General features: G+C 57.7%; 16 protein-coding genes and 2 pseudogenes. 9 read left to right on the top strand and 9 right to left on the bottom strand.

What is annotated here, in order from left to right; all coding sequences use genetic code 11:
- The first annotated feature begins 8 nt into the window (after positions 1 to 8).
- The 4 genes from O1V66_RS17985 to O1V66_RS18000 all read left to right on the top strand — a co-directional run bounded on the left by O1V66_RS17985 (position 9) and on the right by O1V66_RS18000 (position 3,198).
- Positions 9 to 1,511, top strand: coding sequence for an amidase (locus O1V66_RS17985; protein ID WP_045048769.1), 1,503 nt, complete (start codon positions 9 to 11; stop codon positions 1,509 to 1,511).
- Between the two features lie 64 nt (positions 1,512 to 1,575).
- Positions 1,576 to 1,929 carry a RidA family protein gene (locus O1V66_RS17990; protein WP_045048768.1) on the top strand — a complete coding sequence of 118 codons (354 nt, stop codon included), beginning with the start codon at positions 1,576 to 1,578 and terminating at the stop codon, positions 1,927 to 1,929.
- Between the two features lie 19 nt (positions 1,930 to 1,948).
- Positions 1,949 to 2,440, top strand: a complete 492-nt coding sequence (locus tag O1V66_RS17995; protein WP_269127944.1) for an FAD-dependent oxidoreductase — start codon at positions 1,949 to 1,951, stop codon at positions 2,438 to 2,440.
- The gene (locus tag O1V66_RS18000; protein ID WP_330873496.1) at positions 2,419 to 3,198 is read left to right on the top strand and encodes an NAD(P)/FAD-dependent oxidoreductase; all 780 of its coding nucleotides are present in this window, start codon (positions 2,419 to 2,421) and stop codon (positions 3,196 to 3,198) included. Before O1V66_RS17995 ends, O1V66_RS18000 begins: the two co-directional genes overlap by 22 nt.
- Before the next feature lie 23 nt (positions 3,199 to 3,221).
- Here the strand turns inward: O1V66_RS18000 and O1V66_RS18005 are convergent, their stop codons facing one another.
- From O1V66_RS18005 to O1V66_RS21810, 9 genes are all read right to left on the bottom strand, one after another.
- A complete protein-coding gene (locus tag O1V66_RS18005; RefSeq protein WP_045048766.1) occupies positions 3,222 to 4,589 on the bottom strand; it encodes an MmgE/PrpD family protein in 1,368 nt (455 codons plus the stop codon).
- Positions 4,590 to 4,627: 38 nt separating this feature from the next.
- On the bottom strand, positions 4,628 to 5,449 hold the full coding sequence (locus O1V66_RS18010) for an ABC transporter ATP-binding protein (protein ID WP_241481428.1): 822 nt from the start codon (positions 5,447 to 5,449) through the stop codon (positions 4,628 to 4,630).
- Complete coding sequence (locus O1V66_RS18015; RefSeq protein WP_241481427.1) at positions 5,446 to 6,333, bottom strand: ABC transporter ATP-binding protein; 888 nt, start codon at positions 6,331 to 6,333, stop codon at positions 5,446 to 5,448. The genes O1V66_RS18010 and O1V66_RS18015 overlap by 4 nt, the downstream gene beginning before the upstream one ends.
- Positions 6,326 to 7,261 carry an ABC transporter permease gene (locus tag O1V66_RS18020; RefSeq protein ID WP_045048765.1) on the bottom strand — a complete coding sequence of 312 codons (936 nt, stop codon included), beginning with the start codon at positions 7,259 to 7,261 and terminating at the stop codon, positions 6,326 to 6,328. Before O1V66_RS18020 ends, O1V66_RS18015 begins: the two co-directional genes overlap by 8 nt.
- Positions 7,258 to 8,340, bottom strand: a complete 1,083-nt coding sequence (locus tag O1V66_RS18025) for an ABC transporter permease (RefSeq protein WP_045048764.1) — start codon at positions 8,338 to 8,340, stop codon at positions 7,258 to 7,260. The genes O1V66_RS18020 and O1V66_RS18025 overlap by 4 nt, the downstream gene beginning before the upstream one ends.
- Before the next feature lie 29 nt (positions 8,341 to 8,369).
- Entirely contained in the window at positions 8,370 to 10,061 is a 1,692-nt protein-coding gene (locus tag O1V66_RS18030) for an ABC transporter substrate-binding protein (protein ID WP_269127945.1), read from the bottom strand.
- The gene (locus tag O1V66_RS18035; RefSeq protein WP_045048763.1) at positions 9,994 to 11,445 is read right to left on the bottom strand and encodes a M20 family metallopeptidase; all 1,452 of its coding nucleotides are present in this window, start codon (positions 11,443 to 11,445) and stop codon (positions 9,994 to 9,996) included. Before O1V66_RS18035 ends, O1V66_RS18030 begins: the two co-directional genes overlap by 68 nt.
- Before the next feature lie 200 nt (positions 11,446 to 11,645).
- Positions 11,646 to 11,996 carry a LysR substrate-binding domain-containing protein gene (locus O1V66_RS18040; protein ID WP_269127946.1) on the bottom strand — a complete coding sequence of 117 codons (351 nt, stop codon included), beginning with the start codon at positions 11,994 to 11,996 and terminating at the stop codon, positions 11,646 to 11,648.
- Positions 11,942 to 12,574 carry a LysR family transcriptional regulator gene (locus tag O1V66_RS21810; protein ID WP_330873423.1) on the bottom strand — a complete coding sequence of 211 codons (633 nt, stop codon included), beginning with the start codon at positions 12,572 to 12,574 and terminating at the stop codon, positions 11,942 to 11,944. Before O1V66_RS21810 ends, O1V66_RS18040 begins: the two co-directional genes overlap by 55 nt.
- 814 nt (positions 12,575 to 13,388) lie before the next feature.
- Between O1V66_RS21810 and dppA the strand changes: the two are divergent.
- The 5 genes and pseudogenes from dppA (at position 13,389) to dppF (ending at position 19,179) form a co-directional block, all read left to right on the top strand.
- Positions 13,389 to 14,995 (top strand): annotated as a pseudogene (gene dppA / locus O1V66_RS18050) (dipeptide ABC transporter periplasmic-binding protein DppA).
- A gap of 163 nt (positions 14,996 to 15,158) precedes the next feature.
- Positions 15,159 to 16,179 (top strand): annotated as a pseudogene (gene dppB, locus O1V66_RS18055) (dipeptide ABC transporter permease DppB).
- 10 nt (positions 16,180 to 16,189) lie between these two features.
- Positions 16,190 to 17,104, top strand: a complete 915-nt coding sequence (gene dppC / locus O1V66_RS18060) for a dipeptide ABC transporter permease DppC (RefSeq protein WP_045048759.1) — start codon at positions 16,190 to 16,192, stop codon at positions 17,102 to 17,104.
- A gap of 10 nt (positions 17,105 to 17,114) precedes the next feature.
- Positions 17,115 to 18,137: a dipeptide ABC transporter ATP-binding protein gene (dppD, locus tag O1V66_RS18065; RefSeq protein WP_045048758.1), complete on the top strand. Its 1,023-nt coding sequence runs from the start codon at positions 17,115 to 17,117 to the stop codon at positions 18,135 to 18,137.
- A complete protein-coding gene (gene dppF / locus O1V66_RS18070; RefSeq protein WP_045048757.1) occupies positions 18,127 to 19,179 on the top strand; it encodes a dipeptide ABC transporter ATP-binding subunit DppF in 1,053 nt (350 codons plus the stop codon). Before dppD ends, dppF begins: the two co-directional genes overlap by 11 nt.
- The last annotated feature ends 51 nt before the right edge of the window (positions 19,180 to 19,230 follow it).

The following is a 19,230-nucleotide window of genomic DNA, read 5'->3' on the forward strand; positions in this document are numbered from 1 at the left end:
GAGAGGCCATGACCGAACTATGCGACCTGTCGGCTACAGAGGCCCGCAGCCTGATTGGACAGAAACAGATATCACCGGTCGAGCTGACCGAAAGCTGCATTCGCCGCATCGAAGAGGTGAATCCGGCCGTCAACGCGGTAGTGGCACACGATTTTGCCGCCGCCCGCGCGCAGGCACGCCAGCAGGAGCAGGCCGTGGTGCGCGGCGAAACCCTGGGTCCGCTGCACGGGTTGCCGCTCGGCGTGAAAGACATGATTGATGCCGCCGGGCTGCCGACCAGCTGCGGCAGTCTGTCGCGCAAGGACTATCTGCCCGAAAAAGACGAGCGGCTGGTGCGTGTGCTGCGCGAAGCCGGTGCCAATGTGCTGGGAAAAACCAATGTGCCCGAATGGGGCGCGGGCGGAAATTCCCGTAATCCGGTGTACGGCACGACCGGCAATCCTTTTGATACCACCAAGTCGGCGGCCGGGTCGTCCGGTGGTTCGGCGGCGGGATTGGCGAGCGGCATGTTCCCGATAGCCACCGGCTCCGATACCGGCGGTTCGCTGCGCAATCCGGCGGCCTTTAATGGCGTGGTCGGCTTTCGCCCGACGGCAGGACTCATCCCTGCCGAAAAACGCGGCACGGCGTGGCTGCAAATCTCGACGCTGGGGCCGATGGCGCGTACTGTCGAAGACGTGGCAACACTGTTTACCGTCATGATGGGCGAAGATAAAAGCGATCCGCTGGCGCATACTGTTCATGGACGCACGATGCGCCACGCCCGCGAATTTACGCCGATTGCGCCGCTGGACCTCTCCGCCCAGCGCGTCGCGCTCACTACCGATTTCGGTTTCGCGCCCACTGAAACCGGCGTCGCCGAGACGTTTATCGAAAAAACGGGGCGTTTCAAACAGGTATTCAAATGTGCCGAATTCGCGACACCCGACTGTAGCGGCACGGATGAAGCCTTTGAAAAAATTCGTTCGCTGATGTTCTTGACCGGTACACGCGAGCTTTATCAACGAGATCCGAATCAGGTCGGCGAAAACGTGCGGCTCAATGTGGAAGAAGGGCTGCGCTACACGGCGCAGGACATCGCGCGCGGACTGGATCTGCAAACGCAGATTTACCGCCGCTGGCAACTTTTCTTCGACGACTATGACTTTATGCTGTCGCCCTCGGTCACTATCAGCCCGCGTCCGTGGACCGAGCTGTATCCGAAGGAGATAAACGGGCAGGCCACGCGCACCTATTATCACTGGCTGGCGCTGGCCTATGCATCGACGATTGCCGGTCTGCCGTCGGTTTCGCTGCCGGTCGGGGTAGATCAGTACGGAATGCCGTTCGGCCTGCAAATCATAGGTCCGCGCGGCGGTGACGTTCAGCTGCTGCGCATGGCCTACGCGTTGCAGGAGCAGTTGAAAGGCAGTCCGTCGACCGCACGGCCGGTGCCCGACATTGCGGCGCTGAAACGCGCCAGGCCGATTGCCGACATGCCTGATTTCTATCTGCCGGTAGGTCAGGGTTAGTCTGGTGTTTCCAGCGGCGGAATTTCTCTGCCGCTCACCCTCTTTTAAGCTTTGGAGCCATGCCATGAGTATTCCCGCCAATCTGCCTTTTTCGCCGATCCGCATTGTGGACGGAATCGCCTATTTATCCGGTGAAGTGCCGTTTGAAGCCGACGGCAGCTTTGCTTCAAGCATCACGCAACAAACCGACACCATGCTCGGGCGCGTAAAGGCGCGTCTGGAAGAGCATGGCATCAGAATGCGCGATGTCATTTCCTGTACGGTTTACCTGACGGACAAAGCCTATTTCGCCGAGTTCAATCAGGCGTATGCCCGCTGGTTTACCGCGCCGCTGCCTGTAAGAACCACGGTCTGCGCAGGAATGATGGTTGACGACGCGGCGATGGAAATCACCGTCATCGCCCGCGTGCCCGCCTAAATTTTCGGAGTCTCGAAACATGAAATACGACGTATTGGTGTTGGGTGCGGGCATGGTCGGTGTGAGCAGCGCGCTACATTTGCAGGCCAGGGGGCGGTCGGTTGTATTGTTCGACCGGCAGGCCGCCGGTCTGGAAACGTCGTTCGGCAATGCGGGCATCATCCAGCGCGAGGCGGTGCGACCCTATGCCTTTCCGCGTGCCCTGTCGGTTATCGCGGGCGCGGCCACCAATCGTCGTCTTGATGTACGGTATCACGCAGCGGCGCTGCGCCACGTTGCCGGCCCTTTGTTGCGATATTTCAATCACTCGGCTTCTGCGCCGTATGCCAGGATCGCCGCAGACTATGCCTCGATGATAGCGATGTCGATCGATACCCACGCCGAGCTTATTCGTGCGGCGCAGGCGGAATCGCTTGTGAAGAAGCAGGGATGGCTGATGCTGATGCGCAGTGAAAAAATCTGGCGGCCGCCTTTGCCGAGGCCGACCTGCTGCACCGCGAAAACGGCGTAAATCACCGTAAGCTTAACCGCGCCGAACTGGCCGCACTGGAACCCGGCATAGCAAAAGATCAGCTGGCAGGCGCGGTACACTGGACCGATCCCTGGACGCTGCGCAGCCCCGGAGAACTGGTGCAGGCCTATGCAGCACTATTTACGCAACGCGGCGGCGAGATGCGGCTGGGCGATGCGCTTTCGCTGGAAAAACAGGCCGAAGGCTGGCAGGTGCGCACGCAAAGTGGCGAAACAGTGACGGCAAAAGAGGTCGTGATCGCGCTTGGCCCGTGGACCACGCGGCTTACCGAGCGTTTTGGTTTCGCTCCGCCGATGTTCGTCAAACGCGGCTATCACATGCATTACGCGGCGTTGCCCGACAGAAAACTCGCGCACTGGGTGCTGGATGAAGAGCGTGGTTATCTGGTGGCGCCGATGAAAGACGGTTTGCGGCTCACCACAGGGGCGGAGTTGGCGCTTTTGGATAGCCCGTCAACGCCGACGCAGCTGCGAGATGCCGAACCTGTGGCGCGCGACCTCCTGCCGCTCGGCGACAGAGTCGATGCTGTGCCGTGGAAGGGCGCGCGCCCGTGCATGCCGGACATGAAACCCGTGATTGGCGCAGTGCCTGGCGTAGAAGGCATGTGGTGTGCCTTTGGTCATGGTCATCAGGGCTTTACGCTCGGGCCAGCCACCGGTGAGCTGCTTGCCGCGCTGATGACCGGCGAAACACCGCACATCGATATGCAGCCGTTCAGTCCGGCAAGAAGGTTTTGACGTCGGCGCGCTCTCCGCTCAGGCTATTGCTGGCGTGAGTCCGCAAAAAACGCCGTTAAAAACGTCATGTCCTGTTGCTCGTCCAGCCGTTCGAGTTGGGCGAACAACGGCTCGGCGTGTCGAAGCGAAGCGCAGCAGTCGACAAATTTTTGCAGCCGTTCGGCGGGAGTAAAAGGCTCGATCAGGCTGCCTTTGGCCAGAGTGCGCTCGGCTTCGAATACCCGTCCATCCTTTAGCGTAACGGTAACGCGGTGCGGCAATCGCTCGCCCGGCGGCGTGTCTTTTTCCTGTGCGGCGCTGTAGGCCTGCATGGAGATCCGCGCCAATCGTTCGGGATCGGTGAGATCCGCGACACGCTGCGGCGTAAAATCGTTCACGCCCAGCGCGCCGTTACGCAGCAGCGTATCAACACAATATGGCATCGAAAAGCGGGCCTGCATCTCGTCTTCCGGCACGGTATACGCCAGATTGCGCTGATTGGCGATGCCAACCAGCGTTGCGACACTCACCACATCTTCATCGGCAAAGACATGCTGCTCGCGGATATCGCAAAGCGCATCGATAATCATGTGGGTCGAGCCGCAGCAAGGATGGCGTTTCGGCATCACGCCGACGGTTTCTATGACGTGTTTTTCGGTCGCAAGAATCTGTTCGGCGTTCCATCCGGACGGGGATTCCCCGCCGAACAGTTCTAAAAATCCCTGCGGGGCTTCGAGGATGTCGATACGCCCCTGCATTCCCTGCTCGGCAAAGCGCGCCGCATCAATGGCATTGCGCGCCGCCCAGCCCGCATGCAGCGGTTTGATCGGCGTGCCAAATTGCCCTTTTGTACCTGAGGCAAAACTGACCGCATTGCTTAACGCCCGCGCCATTCCCGCCGAGTCCAACCCCAATAACCGCGCGACGCCCGCCGCGGTGCCGATACAGCCGACCGTCGAGGTGCCGTGCCAGCCCGCCGTATAATGTGAAGGACCTACGCCCCAGCCGACAAAGGCCTGCGCCTGCAAACCCACCAAATAAGCATCAATTAGCTGGTGGCCGCTGGCGTTGATTTCATCGGCAACGGCTAATAATGCCGGAACCAGTACCGCCGAGGCGTGACTCATGCCCGGCTGGAAATTATCGTCATAATCGATGGCGTGCGCCGCCGTGGCGTTCAGTAAGGCGGCAATTGCCGCAGGCGCTTTGCCGCCACCAATCACTCGCGCACCGGCGTCTGGATTGAGATACTCCGAAAATGCCCTGCGCACCGCGCGGCTCGAAAAATCCTGTTGTCCGGCGTAGAGGCAGGCCAGCGTATCGGTTATCGCCAGCCGCGCCAGTTCGCGCGCCTGCAGGCTGAAAGAGTTTTGTCGATGACTCCAGGCGGCAATGGCTTCAATGGCGTTCATAGATATCGGTAGTCTCCGGCAAGGGTGAATCGGGAAAGTCACAGGTGGTCAGGCTGAGCGAGCGGGAATCTGTCGACGCGGCTCGCCGCCAGAAATTGCCGGGTATAAGGCTGCGTTGCCGCGCCGCAGCGGATTTCATCGGCGGTCAACTCTTCCAGCATTTTGCCCTGATGCATGATGGCGACGCGGTCGCAGAGATGCGCAACCACCGCGAGGTCGTGCGTGACCATCAAGTAGGTCAGATTGCGCTGCCGACGCAGCGTTTTCAAAAGGTTGAGGATTTCTGCCTGCACCGAAACGTCGAGCGCCGACGTGGGTTCGTCGAGCAGCAGAACCTGAGGTTCGATAATCAGTGCGCGGGCGAGGGCCACACGCTGGCGTTGTCCGCCCGAGAGCTGGTGGGGATAACGATAACGAAAGGCATCGCTGAGTCCGAGTGAGGTCAGCACCTCGCTGATGCGCTCCTCGCGGCGGTCCATGCCGTGAATCACCAGCGGTTCCAGCAGCGTGTGATACACCATTTTGCGCGGGTGCAAAGAGGCGTAGGGGTCCTGAAATACCATCTGAATCTGGCGATACTCCTCTTTATCGCGTCGGGCAGGCTGCTCGCGATTCTGATACAGAATTGCGCCGTCGTAGTGCGTATTTTGCCCTGTCAGGGTACGCAATATCGTGGATTTCCCGCAGCCGGATTCGCCAATCAGCCCGTAGCTCTCGCCGCGTGCAATGTTCAATGAAACCTTATCCACTACCAGACGTCGTTTATGCCCTTTTCCAAAGGCGATGCTGAGGTCTACCGTTTCAATCATGCGATCGGCGGTGAGCGGCGGCGTTTTCACGGTGTCGGATGACAGCATCATAAGGCTTCTCCATGACGGTAGACCGGACCGGTAAGCCAGGCAGGGTCGCGCGCGGGAATAGCCAGCATATCGACCGGATGCTTCAGGTCAGGCTGGCTCGCCAGCAGCGCACGCGTGTAGGGATGTTTGGCCAGATGCAACTGGTCGGCGGCTATCTCTTCCAGAATGCGACCGGCATACATCACCAGCGCGCGGTCGCAAAAACTCGATACCAGACTTAAATCGTGCGTGATAAACAGCAATCCGGTATTACGGCGTTCAAGCAGCGCATCGAGGACGCCCAACACCTGCTGGCGCACGGTAACGTCGAGCGCCGAGGTCGGTTCATCGGCGATGATGAGATCCGGCTCCGGAATCAGCATCATGGCAATCATGATGCGCTGGCCCATACCGCCGGAGATTTCGTGCGGATAAAGCCCGAAAACGCGCTGCGGATCGCGAATATTGACCGCCTCCAGCATGTCCATCGCCTTGATGCACGCCTCTTTTTCGCTGACGTTGAAATGAATGCGGTAGGCTTCCGTGATTTGATGGCCGACGCGCATCAGCGGATTGAGCGAGAATTTCGGATCCTGCATGATCATCGAAATCCTTTTGCCGCGAATTTTGCGCATTTCGCGCTCGGAACAGCGCAAAAGATCGATGTCGCCAAAACGCATTTTCGCCGCCGTCACCGTGGCACCGCGCGGCGTCAGTTTGAGCAGCGAACGGCCGGTCAATGACTTTCCCGAACCGGATTCGCCGACGAGGGCGACTTTTTCTCGTCCGATACTGAACGAAATATCACGCACGGCGTGATGTTGCTGCCGATGGCCTTTGAACACCACATTCAGGTTTTCGACCTCGAGCAGCGTTTCCTGTACACCCATTGCGTTATCAGTCATGGCGCAGATCCAGTACGTCGCGCAGGCCGTCACCAAACAGGTTGAAGGCAAGGCTGGTCAGAAGAATCGACAGGCCGGGAATGGCGGCAATCGTCCAGTGAGTCATCATGAATTGCCGTCCCGATGACAGCATCGCGCCCCATTCCGGGCTGGGTGCCTGCGCGCCAAGGCCCAGAAAGCCAAGGCCGGATGCGGTGAGAATAATGCCCGCCATGTTGAGCGTTAAACGCACAACTACCGACGGCAGACACATCGGAATAATGTGGCGCAAGATAATCCGCATTTGCGATGCGCCCTGTAAACGCACCGCCGCAACATAGTCCATCTTGCGAATCGACAGCGCCTCGGCCCTTGCCAGACGCGCAATCGGCGGCCATGCCGATAGCGAAATAGCAATAATCGCATTTTCAATGCCGGGACCGAGTGCGGCGACAAAACCGAGCGCCAGAATCAGGCTCGGAAAGGCGAGAAAAATATCGACGATGCGCATTAGAATCGTATCGGTCCAGCCGCCGACCGTGCCCGCAATGGTGCCGACCAGCAGGCCGATAGGGCCGACAATCAGCGCGCTCAGGCAGGTGATATACAGCGTAATACGGGCGCCATAGATTAAGCGGCTGTAAATATCGCGACCAAGCTCGTCGGTGCCGAGCCAATATTCGCGGCTTGGTGCGGTCAGCCGAAGTTGCAGGTCCTGCGCAAAGATATTGTGTGTCGCGAGCCACGGCGCAAAAATCGCGGCCACGCCGATGACAAGAATGACAATCAGCCCGAACATCGCCGACGTATTGCGGCGAAAACGACGCCATTGGCCGAGGCTTTGCTGCACCCGTGCCTGCCAGGGCGTGGCCGGGACAGGCGCATCGAGCCAGCCGCGCAGCGAACGGTGTTTCGGCTGTACAGCCGGTGTTTTCACGGAATCGGTCATGACTGCTCCTGTCGGGTGCGGGGATCGAAAATGCGATACAGCAGGTCGCAGACGAGGTTCAGCACCACAAAAATCACGCCAATCAGCAGCGAACATCCCACGACGGCGTTCATGTCTCCGGCCAGCATGGCATTGGTCAGATAGCGGCCAAAGCCCGGCCAGGCAAACACGGTTTCGGTCAGTACCGCGCCTTCAAGCAGGAAGGCGTAGGACAGCGCCACCACGGTGACCACTTGAACCGCTACATTGCGAAACGCATGGATCCACACGCTGCGCGCCCATGACAGGCCTTTTATCCGCGCGGTAATCACATACTCCTGCGACAGTTGTTCAATCATGAAACTGCGCGTCATCCGGCTGATATAGGAAAGTCCGCTGAGGCCCAAAATCGACGCAGGCAATATCAAATGACTGAATACGTTGCGAAAGGCCTCCCAATTGCCCGCAATCGCGGTATCTATCAGGTAAAAGCCGGTGACTTTATGCACGTCGAATTCATACATGAAATCGATACGCCCCGGTCCGCCAATCCAGCCAAGCGCAGCATAGAACAGCACAAGCCCCATCAGCCCAAGCCAGAAATTGGGCGCGGAATGACCCAGCAGGCCGATAAAGCGAATGCCGTGATCGAACCAGGTATTGCGGTACATGGCCGACAGCACGCCCGCCGGAATGCCAAGCGAGGTGCCTATCAGGGCGGCCAGACTGGCGAGCTCGAGGGTTGCCGGAAACACGCGGGCGATGTCTTCGCTGACCGGATGTCCGGTCGTCAGCGACGTACCAAAGTCCAGCATGCAGACGTGTTTCAGATAGAGCAGAAACTGTTCCCACAGCGGCTTGTCCAGCCCCAGCAGGACATACATTTTCTGATAGGCTTCCTGACTGGCGTTGTCGCCAAGCACAGACACCACCGGATCGATGGGCAGCAGCCGACCTATAAAGAAGGTCAGCGCCGCCAGTCCGAGCAGCGTAACCGCCACCGACACCAGCAGTTTGCCAAGCGAAGCGGCGCGTTCCGCTACCCTTGTCCACCGTGTTTCGGCAGGCTGCACGCCCGCCGTGGGTTCAATCAGCGACATCGGATCTCCTCCATTATTCCAGAACGGGATTATTTCGAAGCCACGGCGTAATAGACGCGAAAGCCGTTCCAGGTCCAGTCTTTCACGCTTTTATTCAACCCGGCGGTGTTGTACATCTGGAACATGATGGCGAACGGGCCTTGCTGCATCTGCTCTTCCTGCAGGGTGTGATAGCGCGCGACGCGTTTCTGCTCGTCGGGTTCCAGCAGCGCTTCATTGACCGCTTTGTTCATGGCCGCGTCAAAATAGGAGGCGCGCCAGCTCGGATACTGGGTTTTCTTGGCCTCCTTGCTGTTGTCCGGATTGGACACCAGCCGCGAGGCATTGCCGTAGGCATCAGGAACCGAGGTCTGCCAGGCCATCATCGCGCTCTGGAATTCACGCCCGCGTACGCGGCTGAACAGCTGGGCATTGGCCATGCTCTCAATCGACAGTTTTACGCCCACTTTGGCGGCGTTTTCCTGCGTATTCTGGGCAATAGGCGCGGAGTGCGGCAGCGTACCGATATAGACCTTGGCGGAAAAACCGTTCGGATAACCGGCTTCGGTCAGCAGCTGTCGGGCCTTGACCAAATCCAGCTTGAACGGCTGGCCCTTGTCTTTGTCCAGCGCGCCGAATGCGCCGAGTTGGGCAAAGCTCGCGCGCGGCACGCCGAGATAAGGCATCACAGTCGACGCCAGACCTTGATAATCAATCAGATAACGCATCGCCAGACGCACTTTCTCGTTTTTGAAAATCGGGTCTTCCGCGTTCATGGTCCAGAAAAACAATTGTGGTTTGAGCACTTTCTCGATGTTCACTTTGCCGCTCTTGTCGAGATCGCGCAGGTCGTCCGGCGCTAAATCGCGGGCAATATCGACATCGCCCTGTGTCAGCAACAGGCGCTGCGTGCCGGTTTCGGCCACGTGACGAATCAGGATGCGTTTCAGCCTGGGCTTGCTGCCGTAGTAATTTTCATTGGCCTGCAATACCAGACCTTCGCCCGCATTCCAGCGCACCAGTTGATAAGGTCCGATACAGGCGGTGTGCGTCGTGAGATATTTATTGCCCATGTCATTGCCGACGATATTCTTCTCGAGCAGGGCTTTATCGAGGGTGATCGCGACATCATTGGCGGCGATCGCCTGCAAGATAAGGTTGGTCGGGTAGGGTTTGTCGAGTTTCATCACCAGCGTGTTGTCGTCCGGCGCAATTATCCGCTCTTTGACGTTCTCTTTGGTAAAACCATATTCGGTCAACGTGGCCGAATTGCCGAAACCGAGCAGCACGACACGCTGCATCGACCACGCCAGATCCTGCGCGCTGCCTTTATTTCCGGACGGGAACACCAGACCGCTGTTCAGGTGAAAGGTGAGGGTTTTCCTGTCGGCGGAAATGTCCCAGCTTTTTGCCAGCGACGGAATGATTTTCGATTCATCCTTCGGATCGAAATCCACCAGCGTGTCGCAGGTGTTCTTAATCAGCTCATTGGTCACCACCTCGCCGATTTGCGCAGGGTCGAAGGTGCTTATCGCATCGATATTCCAGGCCATGACCAGCGAATCGGCGGGCGTTTCGGCCTGTGCCGCGAGCGGAATTACACTGCCTGCAAGCGATAGCGCAATCAGGGCGGTCAGCCGTTTTTTCGGGTCGCGCAGGCGCGGGTGAATGTCATCATGCGGATTCCTCCGTCGGGCGCGGTTGCAACGGCGGTGAAACCTCGGCGGGAATCGGGCAGACATAAGGCGTTTCGGCGGTTAACGCGTAATGCGCGGTTTTCGCCTGTGCCAGCAGCACTTTGTCGGTCAGGGTGTCGATGGCGGTTGCGGCCATGATTTTGGCGACATAGGCCAAACCTTTGTGCGCGGCAGGCATTTTGCCCTGAGCGGTGAGCTGCCACGAGTGGCCCGGCGTGCCGATGGCGTAGGTCGGCACATGCGCCTGAACGGTCGGGATTTTCCAGCTGATATCGCCGACGTCGGTCGAGCCGAGCATCAGTTCGCCCGAGGCTTCCAGAGGCACAATGAATTCACACAGCGGCGACGCCTGCTGCGGCTTTTTGATGCCGATACGGCGATAGGCGCTGCTGATGTCTTCGGGGCTGAGGGTTGCCTGAATCTCGGCGGCAAAGGCTTTGTCGGCATCGTCGAATTCAGGCGGGCCGAGTAATTCGAAGTTGCGCTGCATCGCCTCTTCCAGCGGTGCGTTGCCGAGCAGATTGGCAACGGCGCTCATGATGCTGATATCGACCGTGGTTTCGGTCATCATCGCTGCACCGTTGGCGACCTTCTTGACGCGTTCGTTAAGGGCGAACATGGCGTGGACATCACGGGAGCGAATGGCGTAACGCACCGCCGCGCGAGCCTGCACCACGTTGGGCGCGATACCACCGGCGTCGAGCATGGCATAGTGAATCCGCGAATCCGCAGGGACATGCTCGCGCAGATAGTTGACGCCCACATTCATCAGTTCGACGGCATCCAGGGCGCTGCGGCCAAGGTGCGGTGCGGCGGCGGCGTGGGAAGCGCGGCCATGAAACACGAAATCCATGCGGGTATTGGCCAGCGATTCCGCCCGTGCCACTTCGCTAAAGGCCGATGGATGCCAAGTGATGGCGATATCCACGTCGTCAAATGCGCCCGCGCGGGCCATAAAGGATTTGGCCGCGCCGCCTTCTTCGGCAGGACACCCGTAATAACGCACGCGGCCCGGTGTGCCGGTTTCTGCCAGCCAGTCTTTTATCGCGGTCGCGGCCAGCATCGCCGCAGACCCCAGCAAATTGTGTCCGCAGCCATGACCATGACCGTTGCCCGGCAAGGCTTCCTGACGTGCCAGACCGGCGACCTGACTCAAACCGGGCAGGGCATCGTACTCGCCCAGAATGGCGATAATCGGGCCGCCGTGTCCGGCTTCGCCCATCACCGCCGTGGGAATGGCGGCCACATTTTCGGTCACGGTGAAACCCTGCGTTTTCAGCATGGCGGTGTGTTCGGCGACCGAACGGTATTCGGTATAGCAAATTTCGGGCATGCCCCAGACTCTGTCGCTCAAGGCGGTAAACAGGGCTTTTTTGGCATCGACCAGATTCCAGACCAGCGTTTTTTGCTGTGCAGATTCACTCTTCAATGTGGACTCCTTGTAGCGGCGTAGGGAGGCGAAAAAAGGCTTTCGAGCAGAATGTGTGCAGAACGGGCAAAGGTCCAATGAGAGTTTGCGATGCCTCATTCCGAATTTGCATAGTTTCTGACGCACTGACGGCGGCCATGCAAAAACGGAATAGTGTGACGCAGAGAGAGGAAAAACCGGCCCGCAGGCCGGAGAGAGAATTAGGCGACGGCCTGCGCGGTACGTTGTGTGGCGTGAAGTTTTCGCGCCTTGTTCCACAGGTTTTCGGCCTGGAGATTGCGCGATTTTTCGAGACGATAAAGGCGGATGGTGGTCAGAATATCCCAACTGCGATCCCCTGCGCGGGTCAGGGTGCCGCCGGCAAGTTCGGTTTTGATCAGGCTTACGGGCAACCACGCCACGCCACAGCCGGAAATGGTCATGGCTTTCAGGCCGCTGGACATCGGATTTTCATAAATCGGTTTTAACGGCAGAGGACGCGTAGCAAACAACGCACTCAGAGCATGGCCGAAAAAGGACCGATTACCGTAACTGAGAAACGGCGTCGGCATGCCGCGCTCAACGAGGGGTAAAGCGGTTTGCCGTCGCTGTCGGGCGCACAGACCGCCATCGCCACCTCGGTGCCCAGCTCAATAGAGGGGAATCGCTCAAGCTGTTTCATCAGGGCCACCGAATCATGGGTGTAGGTCAGCAGAAAATCGGTTTTACCGTCAAGCAGCAGGGCAATATTGCCCGCAAAGGAGGGCGGATGGTCCGAAAGGCGGATGCAGCCGCATTGATGAGTCGGGTCAACCTTGTTGATCCAGTCCGGAAAAAACGTCTGCGCCAGCGTATTGAGCGAGGCGAAATGCAGAATCGAGCTTTTCTGCCCGTGACGTTCGCGGAGTTCACCGCGCAGCTGGGTCAGAGAGAACACCATTTCGGAGGCGGTGGTCAGAAATTCCTGACCTTCGGGCGTCAGACGAACGGGATAGGTTTTGCGGTCAAACAGCGGCACGCCGAGCCACTCTTCCAGCTGTTTGATGCGACGACTCAGCGCCGACTGGGTAATGTTGCGTTCATTGGCCGCGCGGGTAAAGCTGTAACAGTGCGACACGCTCAGGAAATCTTCGAACCACTTCAGTTCCATATGACAAACCCCTGGCTGGTTTTTGCGACCTGTCTGCGTAGGAAATACGACGAGACAAAAAGCGTTGGAAGAAAGAAAACGGACGACAACACAAAACTTTCGCAAGGGGAGAGTGATGCAACATGTGCGCCAACTCTGAAATAATCAGTTACATTCTGCGCAGCGCCCACAGCCTGTCCTGCCAGCAAAGTGCCTAAAAAACCCTCAAGCGTAGAACCCGTCACGTTGCACCATAATGGCGCACCTGCCCACTTTTCATCCAATAATGTTTATTTCGCCAGTGAAATAAGCGCAATTCGCGCCACTCTTTCGAGGTATGTTCCAGCATTTTCCCCTGCTATTGGGCTAAATTTTTAAAATAACCATTCGGATAAACTCCGTTATGCATGGAATTTTAAGACTTTTTACGTGGAGTAATTCACTGGTTAAATTTTGAAAGGCGGAGTTATGTCTTGGGTAAATGCTTTATGTATAAATATTAACCTTGTAAATGACAATTTACCGTTTTTTTGTGTTTGTTTGCTGTGTCTCACAGTCTTTGTAAAAGCCTGCTGCTCATATTGACGACGCCTGAGAGAGTTGCGAAATTGAACTGAACAGGATTGACCAGAGGATTAGTCCGGTAATTATTTGCACCCTCTTTTGGTGCAAATGGCTATCTCGAAAAAGCTTCTGTCGGCGTCGGTCAAACGTCTGAAAATTCACTTCTGCAGCTATCCGACATCCACCTCTACCCGTAAACAAAAAATAAAGGGCGGGGTGAGCTGAAACACAACACACAACCACATCACCCTTACTAAATGGAGCGAAAGCGATGAGAATCTCCCTGGGTAAATCAGGCCTGCTGAAATTCAGTCTGGGTCTGATTGCGCTGACCGTGGCGGCAAGCGTTCAGGCCAAAACACTGGTCTATTGTTCCGAAGGTTCGCCGGAAGGCTTCAACCCGCAGCTGTTCACCTCCGGTACCACCTACGATGCCAGCTCCGTGCCTATCTATAACCGTCTGGTCGAGTTCAAAATCGGCACCACCGAAATTCAGCCGGGTCTGGCCGAAAAGTGGGACGTCAGCGCCGACGGCAAAACCTACACCTTCCACCTGCGCCAAGGTGTGAAGTGGCAGTCGAGCAAAGACTTCAAGCCTTCGCGCGATTTCAACGCCGATGACGTGCTGTTCTCCTTCAACCGTCAGAAAGATACCGCCAACCCGTTCCACAAGGTGTCGGGCGGCAACTATGAATACTTCGACGGCATGGGCATGGGCGATTTGATAAACAAAATCGTCAAGGTGGACGATCACACCGTTCAGTTCGTGTTGAACCATCCTGAATCGCCGTTCTGGCCGACATGGCGATGGACTTCGCGTCCATTCTGTCTTCCGAATACGCCGACAACATGATGAAAGCCGGTACGCCGGAAAAAATCGATCTCAACCCTATCGGCACCGGCCCGTTCCAGATGATGCAGTACCAGAAAGACTCGCGCATCCTCTATACCGCGTTTAAAGGTTTCTGGGGCACCAAGCCGAAGCTGGATCGCCTGGTGTTCTCCATCACGCCGGATGCCTCCGTGCGTTACGCCAAACTGCAGAAAAACGAATGTCAGGTGATGCCTTACCCGAATCCGGCAGACATCGCGGCAATGAAAAAAGACAACAGCATCAATCTGATGCAGGAACCGGGTCTGAACGTCGGTTATCTGTCGTTCAATACCGAGAAAAAACCGCTGGATAACGTCAAGGTGCGTCAGGCATTGACGATGGCTGTGAACAAGCAGGCCATCATTGACGCCGTTTATCAGGGTGCAGGCCAGTCAGCCAAAAACCTGATCCCGCCAACCATGTGGGGCTATAACAACGACGTCAAGGATTACGCCTACGACCCTGAAAAAGCCAAGGCGCTGCTGAAAGAAGCGGGCATGCCGGACGGATTCTCCATCGACCTGTGGGCTATGCCGGTACAACGTCCCTATAACCCGAACGCTCGCCGCATGGCCGAGATGATTCAGGCGGACTGGTCGAAGATTGGCGTGAAAGCCAAAATCGTGACCTACGAGTGGGGCGAATACTTGAAGCGTGCCAAGAGCGGCGAACACCAGACCGTCATGATGGGCTGGACCGGCGACAATGGGGATCCGGACAACTTCTTCGCGACCCTGTTCAGCTGCCAGGCGGCAAAAGACGGCTCCAACTATTCAAGATGGTGTTACAAGCCGTTTGAAGACGTGATTCAGCCGGCGCGTGCCGAAGCCGATCACGACAAACGTATCGCCCTTTACAAGCAGGCCCAGGTGATTATGCACGATCAGGCTCCGGCGCTGATTATTGCCAACTCCACCGTTTACGAGCCTGTGCGTAAAGAAGTCACCGGCTATGTCGTGGACCCACTGGGCAAGCACCACTTCGAAAACGTAGATATCAAGTAACGGCCTGACCGACAGCGCAGCGAGCGGCTTTGCAAGGCTCGCTGCACACCCGGTAAAGCCTTGTGAACCTGAGTAAAGTCGTTGTTCCTTAAAAGCAATGTGAGCTAACAATAAGCCCGGCGCGCTACGGTTCGCCGGGCATTTTATACAGAGAGTACGGGATATGCTGCAGTTCATACTCCGACGTTTGGGGTTAGTCATCCCAACGTTTATCGGCATTACTTTGCTGACCTTTGCCTTCGTGCATCTCATCCCCGGCGACCCCGTCACCATCATGGCCGGTGAACGCGGTGTGTCTCCCGAGCGTCACGCTCAGCTGATGGCAGAAATGGGGCTGGACAAGCCTCTTTATCAACAATATTTCCACTATGTGAACGGCGTGCTGCACGGTGATCTGGGCATGTCGCTGAGCAGTCATACGCCTGTATGGCACGAGTTTCTTCCCCGTTTCGAAGCCACGCTGGAGCTGGGTATCTGCGCGATGATTTTCGCGGTGCTGGTCGGGATTCCGGTCGGCGTGCTGGCGGCGGTGAAGCGCGGCTCCATCTTTGACCATACGGCGGTCGGCATCTCCCTGACCGGCTACTCGATGCCGATTTTCTGGTGGGGGATCATGCTGGTCATGCTGGTTTCCGTGCACTGGAATCTGACCCCCGTTTCGGGGCGAATAAGCGACACGGTATTCCTCGACGACAGCCTGCCGCTCACCGGCTTTACGCTTATCGATACGCTTATCTGGGGCGAACCCGGCGATTTCAAAGACGCCGTGATGCACATGATCCTGCCTGCCATCGTGCTCGGCACCATTCCACTCGCGGTTATCGTGCGTATGACGCGCTCCTCGATGCTGGAAGTGCTGGGTGAAGACTATATCCGCACCGCGCGCGCCAAAGGCGTGAGCCGTATGCGAGTTATCGTGGTGCATGCGCTGCGCAATGCCATGCTGCCGGTCGTGACGGTGATTGGTTTGCAGGTCGGCACCTTGCTCGGCGGGGCGATTCTGACCGAAACCATCTTCTCCTGGCCGGGCGTGGGCCGCTGGTTGATTGAAGCCTTGCAACGTCGTGACTACCCGGTGGTGCAGGGCGGCGTTTCTGCTGGTCGCCACGCTTATCATTCTGGTCAACCTGTTGGTCGACGTGCTGTACGGCATCGTCAATCCACGTATTCGTCACAAGAAATAAGAGGCGCACAATGACTCAAGTTACTGAACCTGTCGCCGGTGAACTGATTACGGGCGCACCGACGCCCATGCCGCCAATGCGCGAATTTTGGCATTACTTCAAGCGAAACAAAGGGGCCGTTACCGGTCTGGTTTACATCATCCTCATGCTGGTGATGGCGATTGGCGCGAACGTACTGGCGCCGCACGGGCCGGCCGAACAGTTCCGCGATGCGCTGCTGCGCCCGCCGGTCTGGATGGAAGGCGGCAGCTGGAAATTCCTGCTCGGCACCGATGACGTCGGGCGCGATATCCTGACCCGTCTCATGTACGGCGCACGGCTTTCACTGCTGGTCGGCTGTCTGGTGGTCGTGCTGTCGCTGATTTTTGGCGTGATCTTCGGCCTGTTCGCCGGTTATTACGGCGGTGTGGTCGACGCCGTCATCATGCGTGTAGTCGATATCATGCTGGCGCTGCCAAGCCTGTTGCTGGCGCTGGTGCTGGTGGCGATTTTCGGACCCTCGATAGTCAACGCCTCGCTGGCGCTGACCTTCGTGGCGCTGCCGCACTATGTGCGTCTGACGCGTGCGGCGGTGCTGGTCGAGGTCAATCGCGATTACGTGACCGCCTCCCGCGTGGCCGGTGCCAGTTCGACGCGGCAGATGTTTGTGAATATTCTGCCGAACTGCCTTGCCCCGCTTATCGTGCAGGCGTCACTCGGTTTTTCCAACGCCATTCTGGACATGGCGGCTCTCGGCTTCCTCGGCATGGGCGCCCAGCCGCCAACGCCGGAGTGGGGCACCATGCTGTCCGATGTATTGCAGTTCGCGCAAAGCGCCTGGTGGGTCGTCACCTTCCCGGGCGTGGTTATTCTGCTGACGGTCTTGGCATTCAACCTGATGGGAGATGGCCTGCGCGACGCCCTCGACCCGAAACTCAAGCAGTAGGGGACGAGAGATGGATACAACATTGATTAAAGACGTGCCGGTCGGCAATACGCTGTTGACCGTCGATAAACTGTCGGTTCACTTTGGCAATGAAGGCACGCCGTTTCGCGCCGTGGACCGCATCAGTTATACCGTTAAACAGGGCGAAGTCGTGGGCATCGTCGGGGAATCGGGGTCCGGAAAATCCGTCAGTTCGCTGGCGTTGATGGGCCTCATTGATTTTCCGGGCAAAGTCATGGCCGACCAGCTGGAATTCGGCGGGCAAAACCTGCAGGGCATCAGCGAGAAACAGCGTCGGCAGATTGTCGGCTCTGAAGTGGCGATGATTTTTCAGGACCCGATGACCAGCCTCAATCCCTGCTACACCGTGGGTTTCCAGATTATGGAAGCCATCAAGGTGCATCAGGGCGGCAACAGGAAAACGCGTCGCCAGCGGACTATCGACCTGCTGAATCTGGTGGGTATACCCGATCCCGCCTCGCGACTGGATGTTTATCCGCATCAGCTTTCGGGCGGGATGAGCCAGCGCGTAATGATTGCGATGGCGATTGCCTGTCGTCCCAAACTGCTGATTGCCGATGAGCCGACGACTGCGCTCGACGTCACTATTCAGGCGCAGATCATCGAGCTGCTGCTGGATTTACAGCAAAAAGAGAATATGGCGCTGATGCTGATTACCCACGACCTGGCGCTGGTGGCCGAAGCGGCGCACCACATCATCGTGATGTATGCCGGGCAGGTGGTCGAGACCGGAGAATCCAACGAGATTTTCCGCGCGCCTCGCCATCCTTATACCCAGGCGCTGCTGCGTTCATTGCCCGAGTTTTCGACTGACAAGGCGCGCCTGCAGTCGCTGCCGGGCGTAGTGCCGGGCAAATATGACCGTCCGAACGGCTGTCTGCTGAACCCGCGTTGTCCGTACGCCACCGATCGCTGCCGCAAAGAAGAACCCGCCTTGCAGGGAATGCCGGGCCGCCAGTCCAAATGCCATTATCCGCTGGATGATGCCGGGAGACCAACCTATGACGCTTAATCACACTGTTGACCGGGTTAACACGGTTGAACCGGATAGCACCACAGGAAAACAGCCGCTGCTCAAGGCTATCGACCTGAAAAAACACTACGCGGTAAAAGGCGGATTGTTCAAGCCCGAGCGCACGGTCAAGGCGCTCGACGGCGTGTCTTTCGAGCTTGAACGCGGCAAGACGCTGGCGGTGGTCGGGGAGTCTGGCTGCGGCAAATCAACGCTGGGCCGTCTGCTGACCATGATTGAAGTGCCGAGCCACGGCGAACTCTACTATCAGGGACAAGATCTTCTCAAACCCGATGTGACCGCCGAAAAACTGCGTCGGCAGAAGATCCAGATAGTGTTTCAGAACCCGTACGGTTCCCTGAATCCGCGTAAAAAGGTGGGGCAGATTCTCGAAGAGCCGCTGCTTATCAATACCAAGTTGAGCAGCGCCGAGCGTCGTGAAAAGGCGCTGGCGATGATGGCGAAGGTCGGGCTTAAAACCGAACACTATGACCGTTATCCGCATATGTTTTCCGGCGGCCAGCGCCAGCGTATCGCGATTGCCCGAGGCTTGATGCTGGATCCGGATGTAGTGATAGCCGATGAACCCGTGTCTGCGCTGGACGTCTCGGTACGCGCGCAGGTATTGAACCTGATGATGGATTTGCAGCAGGACCTCGGCCTGTCGTATGTCTTCATTTCGCACGATCTGTCGGTGGTCGAGCATATCGCCGATGAGGTGATGGTTATGTATCTGGGTCGCTGTGTGGAGAAGGGCTCGAAAGAGGCGGTGTTCAACAATCCACGGCATCCTTATACTCAGGCGCTGTTATCGGCTACGCCGCGCCTTAATCCGCACGATCGTCGCGAACGTATCAAGCTGACCGGCGAGCTGCCAAGTCCGTTGAATCCGCCGGTGGGCTGTGCGTTCAATGCGCGCTGCCGCCGGGCCTTTGTCAAATGTACCCAGGTTCAGCCTCAGCTGAAACGGTATGGCGATCAACTTGTGGCCTGTTTTGCCGTCGATCAGGACGAACAGGAAAAATCCGACACTCACGCCTGATTTGCCGCACATCCCGCTGCCGGTCGCTGACTCGACCGGCATTTTCTCTCC

The sequence above is a fragment of the Rouxiella chamberiensis genome, from assembly GCF_026967475.1.
Lineage (GTDB): Bacteria > Pseudomonadota > Gammaproteobacteria > Enterobacterales > Enterobacteriaceae > Rouxiella > Rouxiella chamberiensis.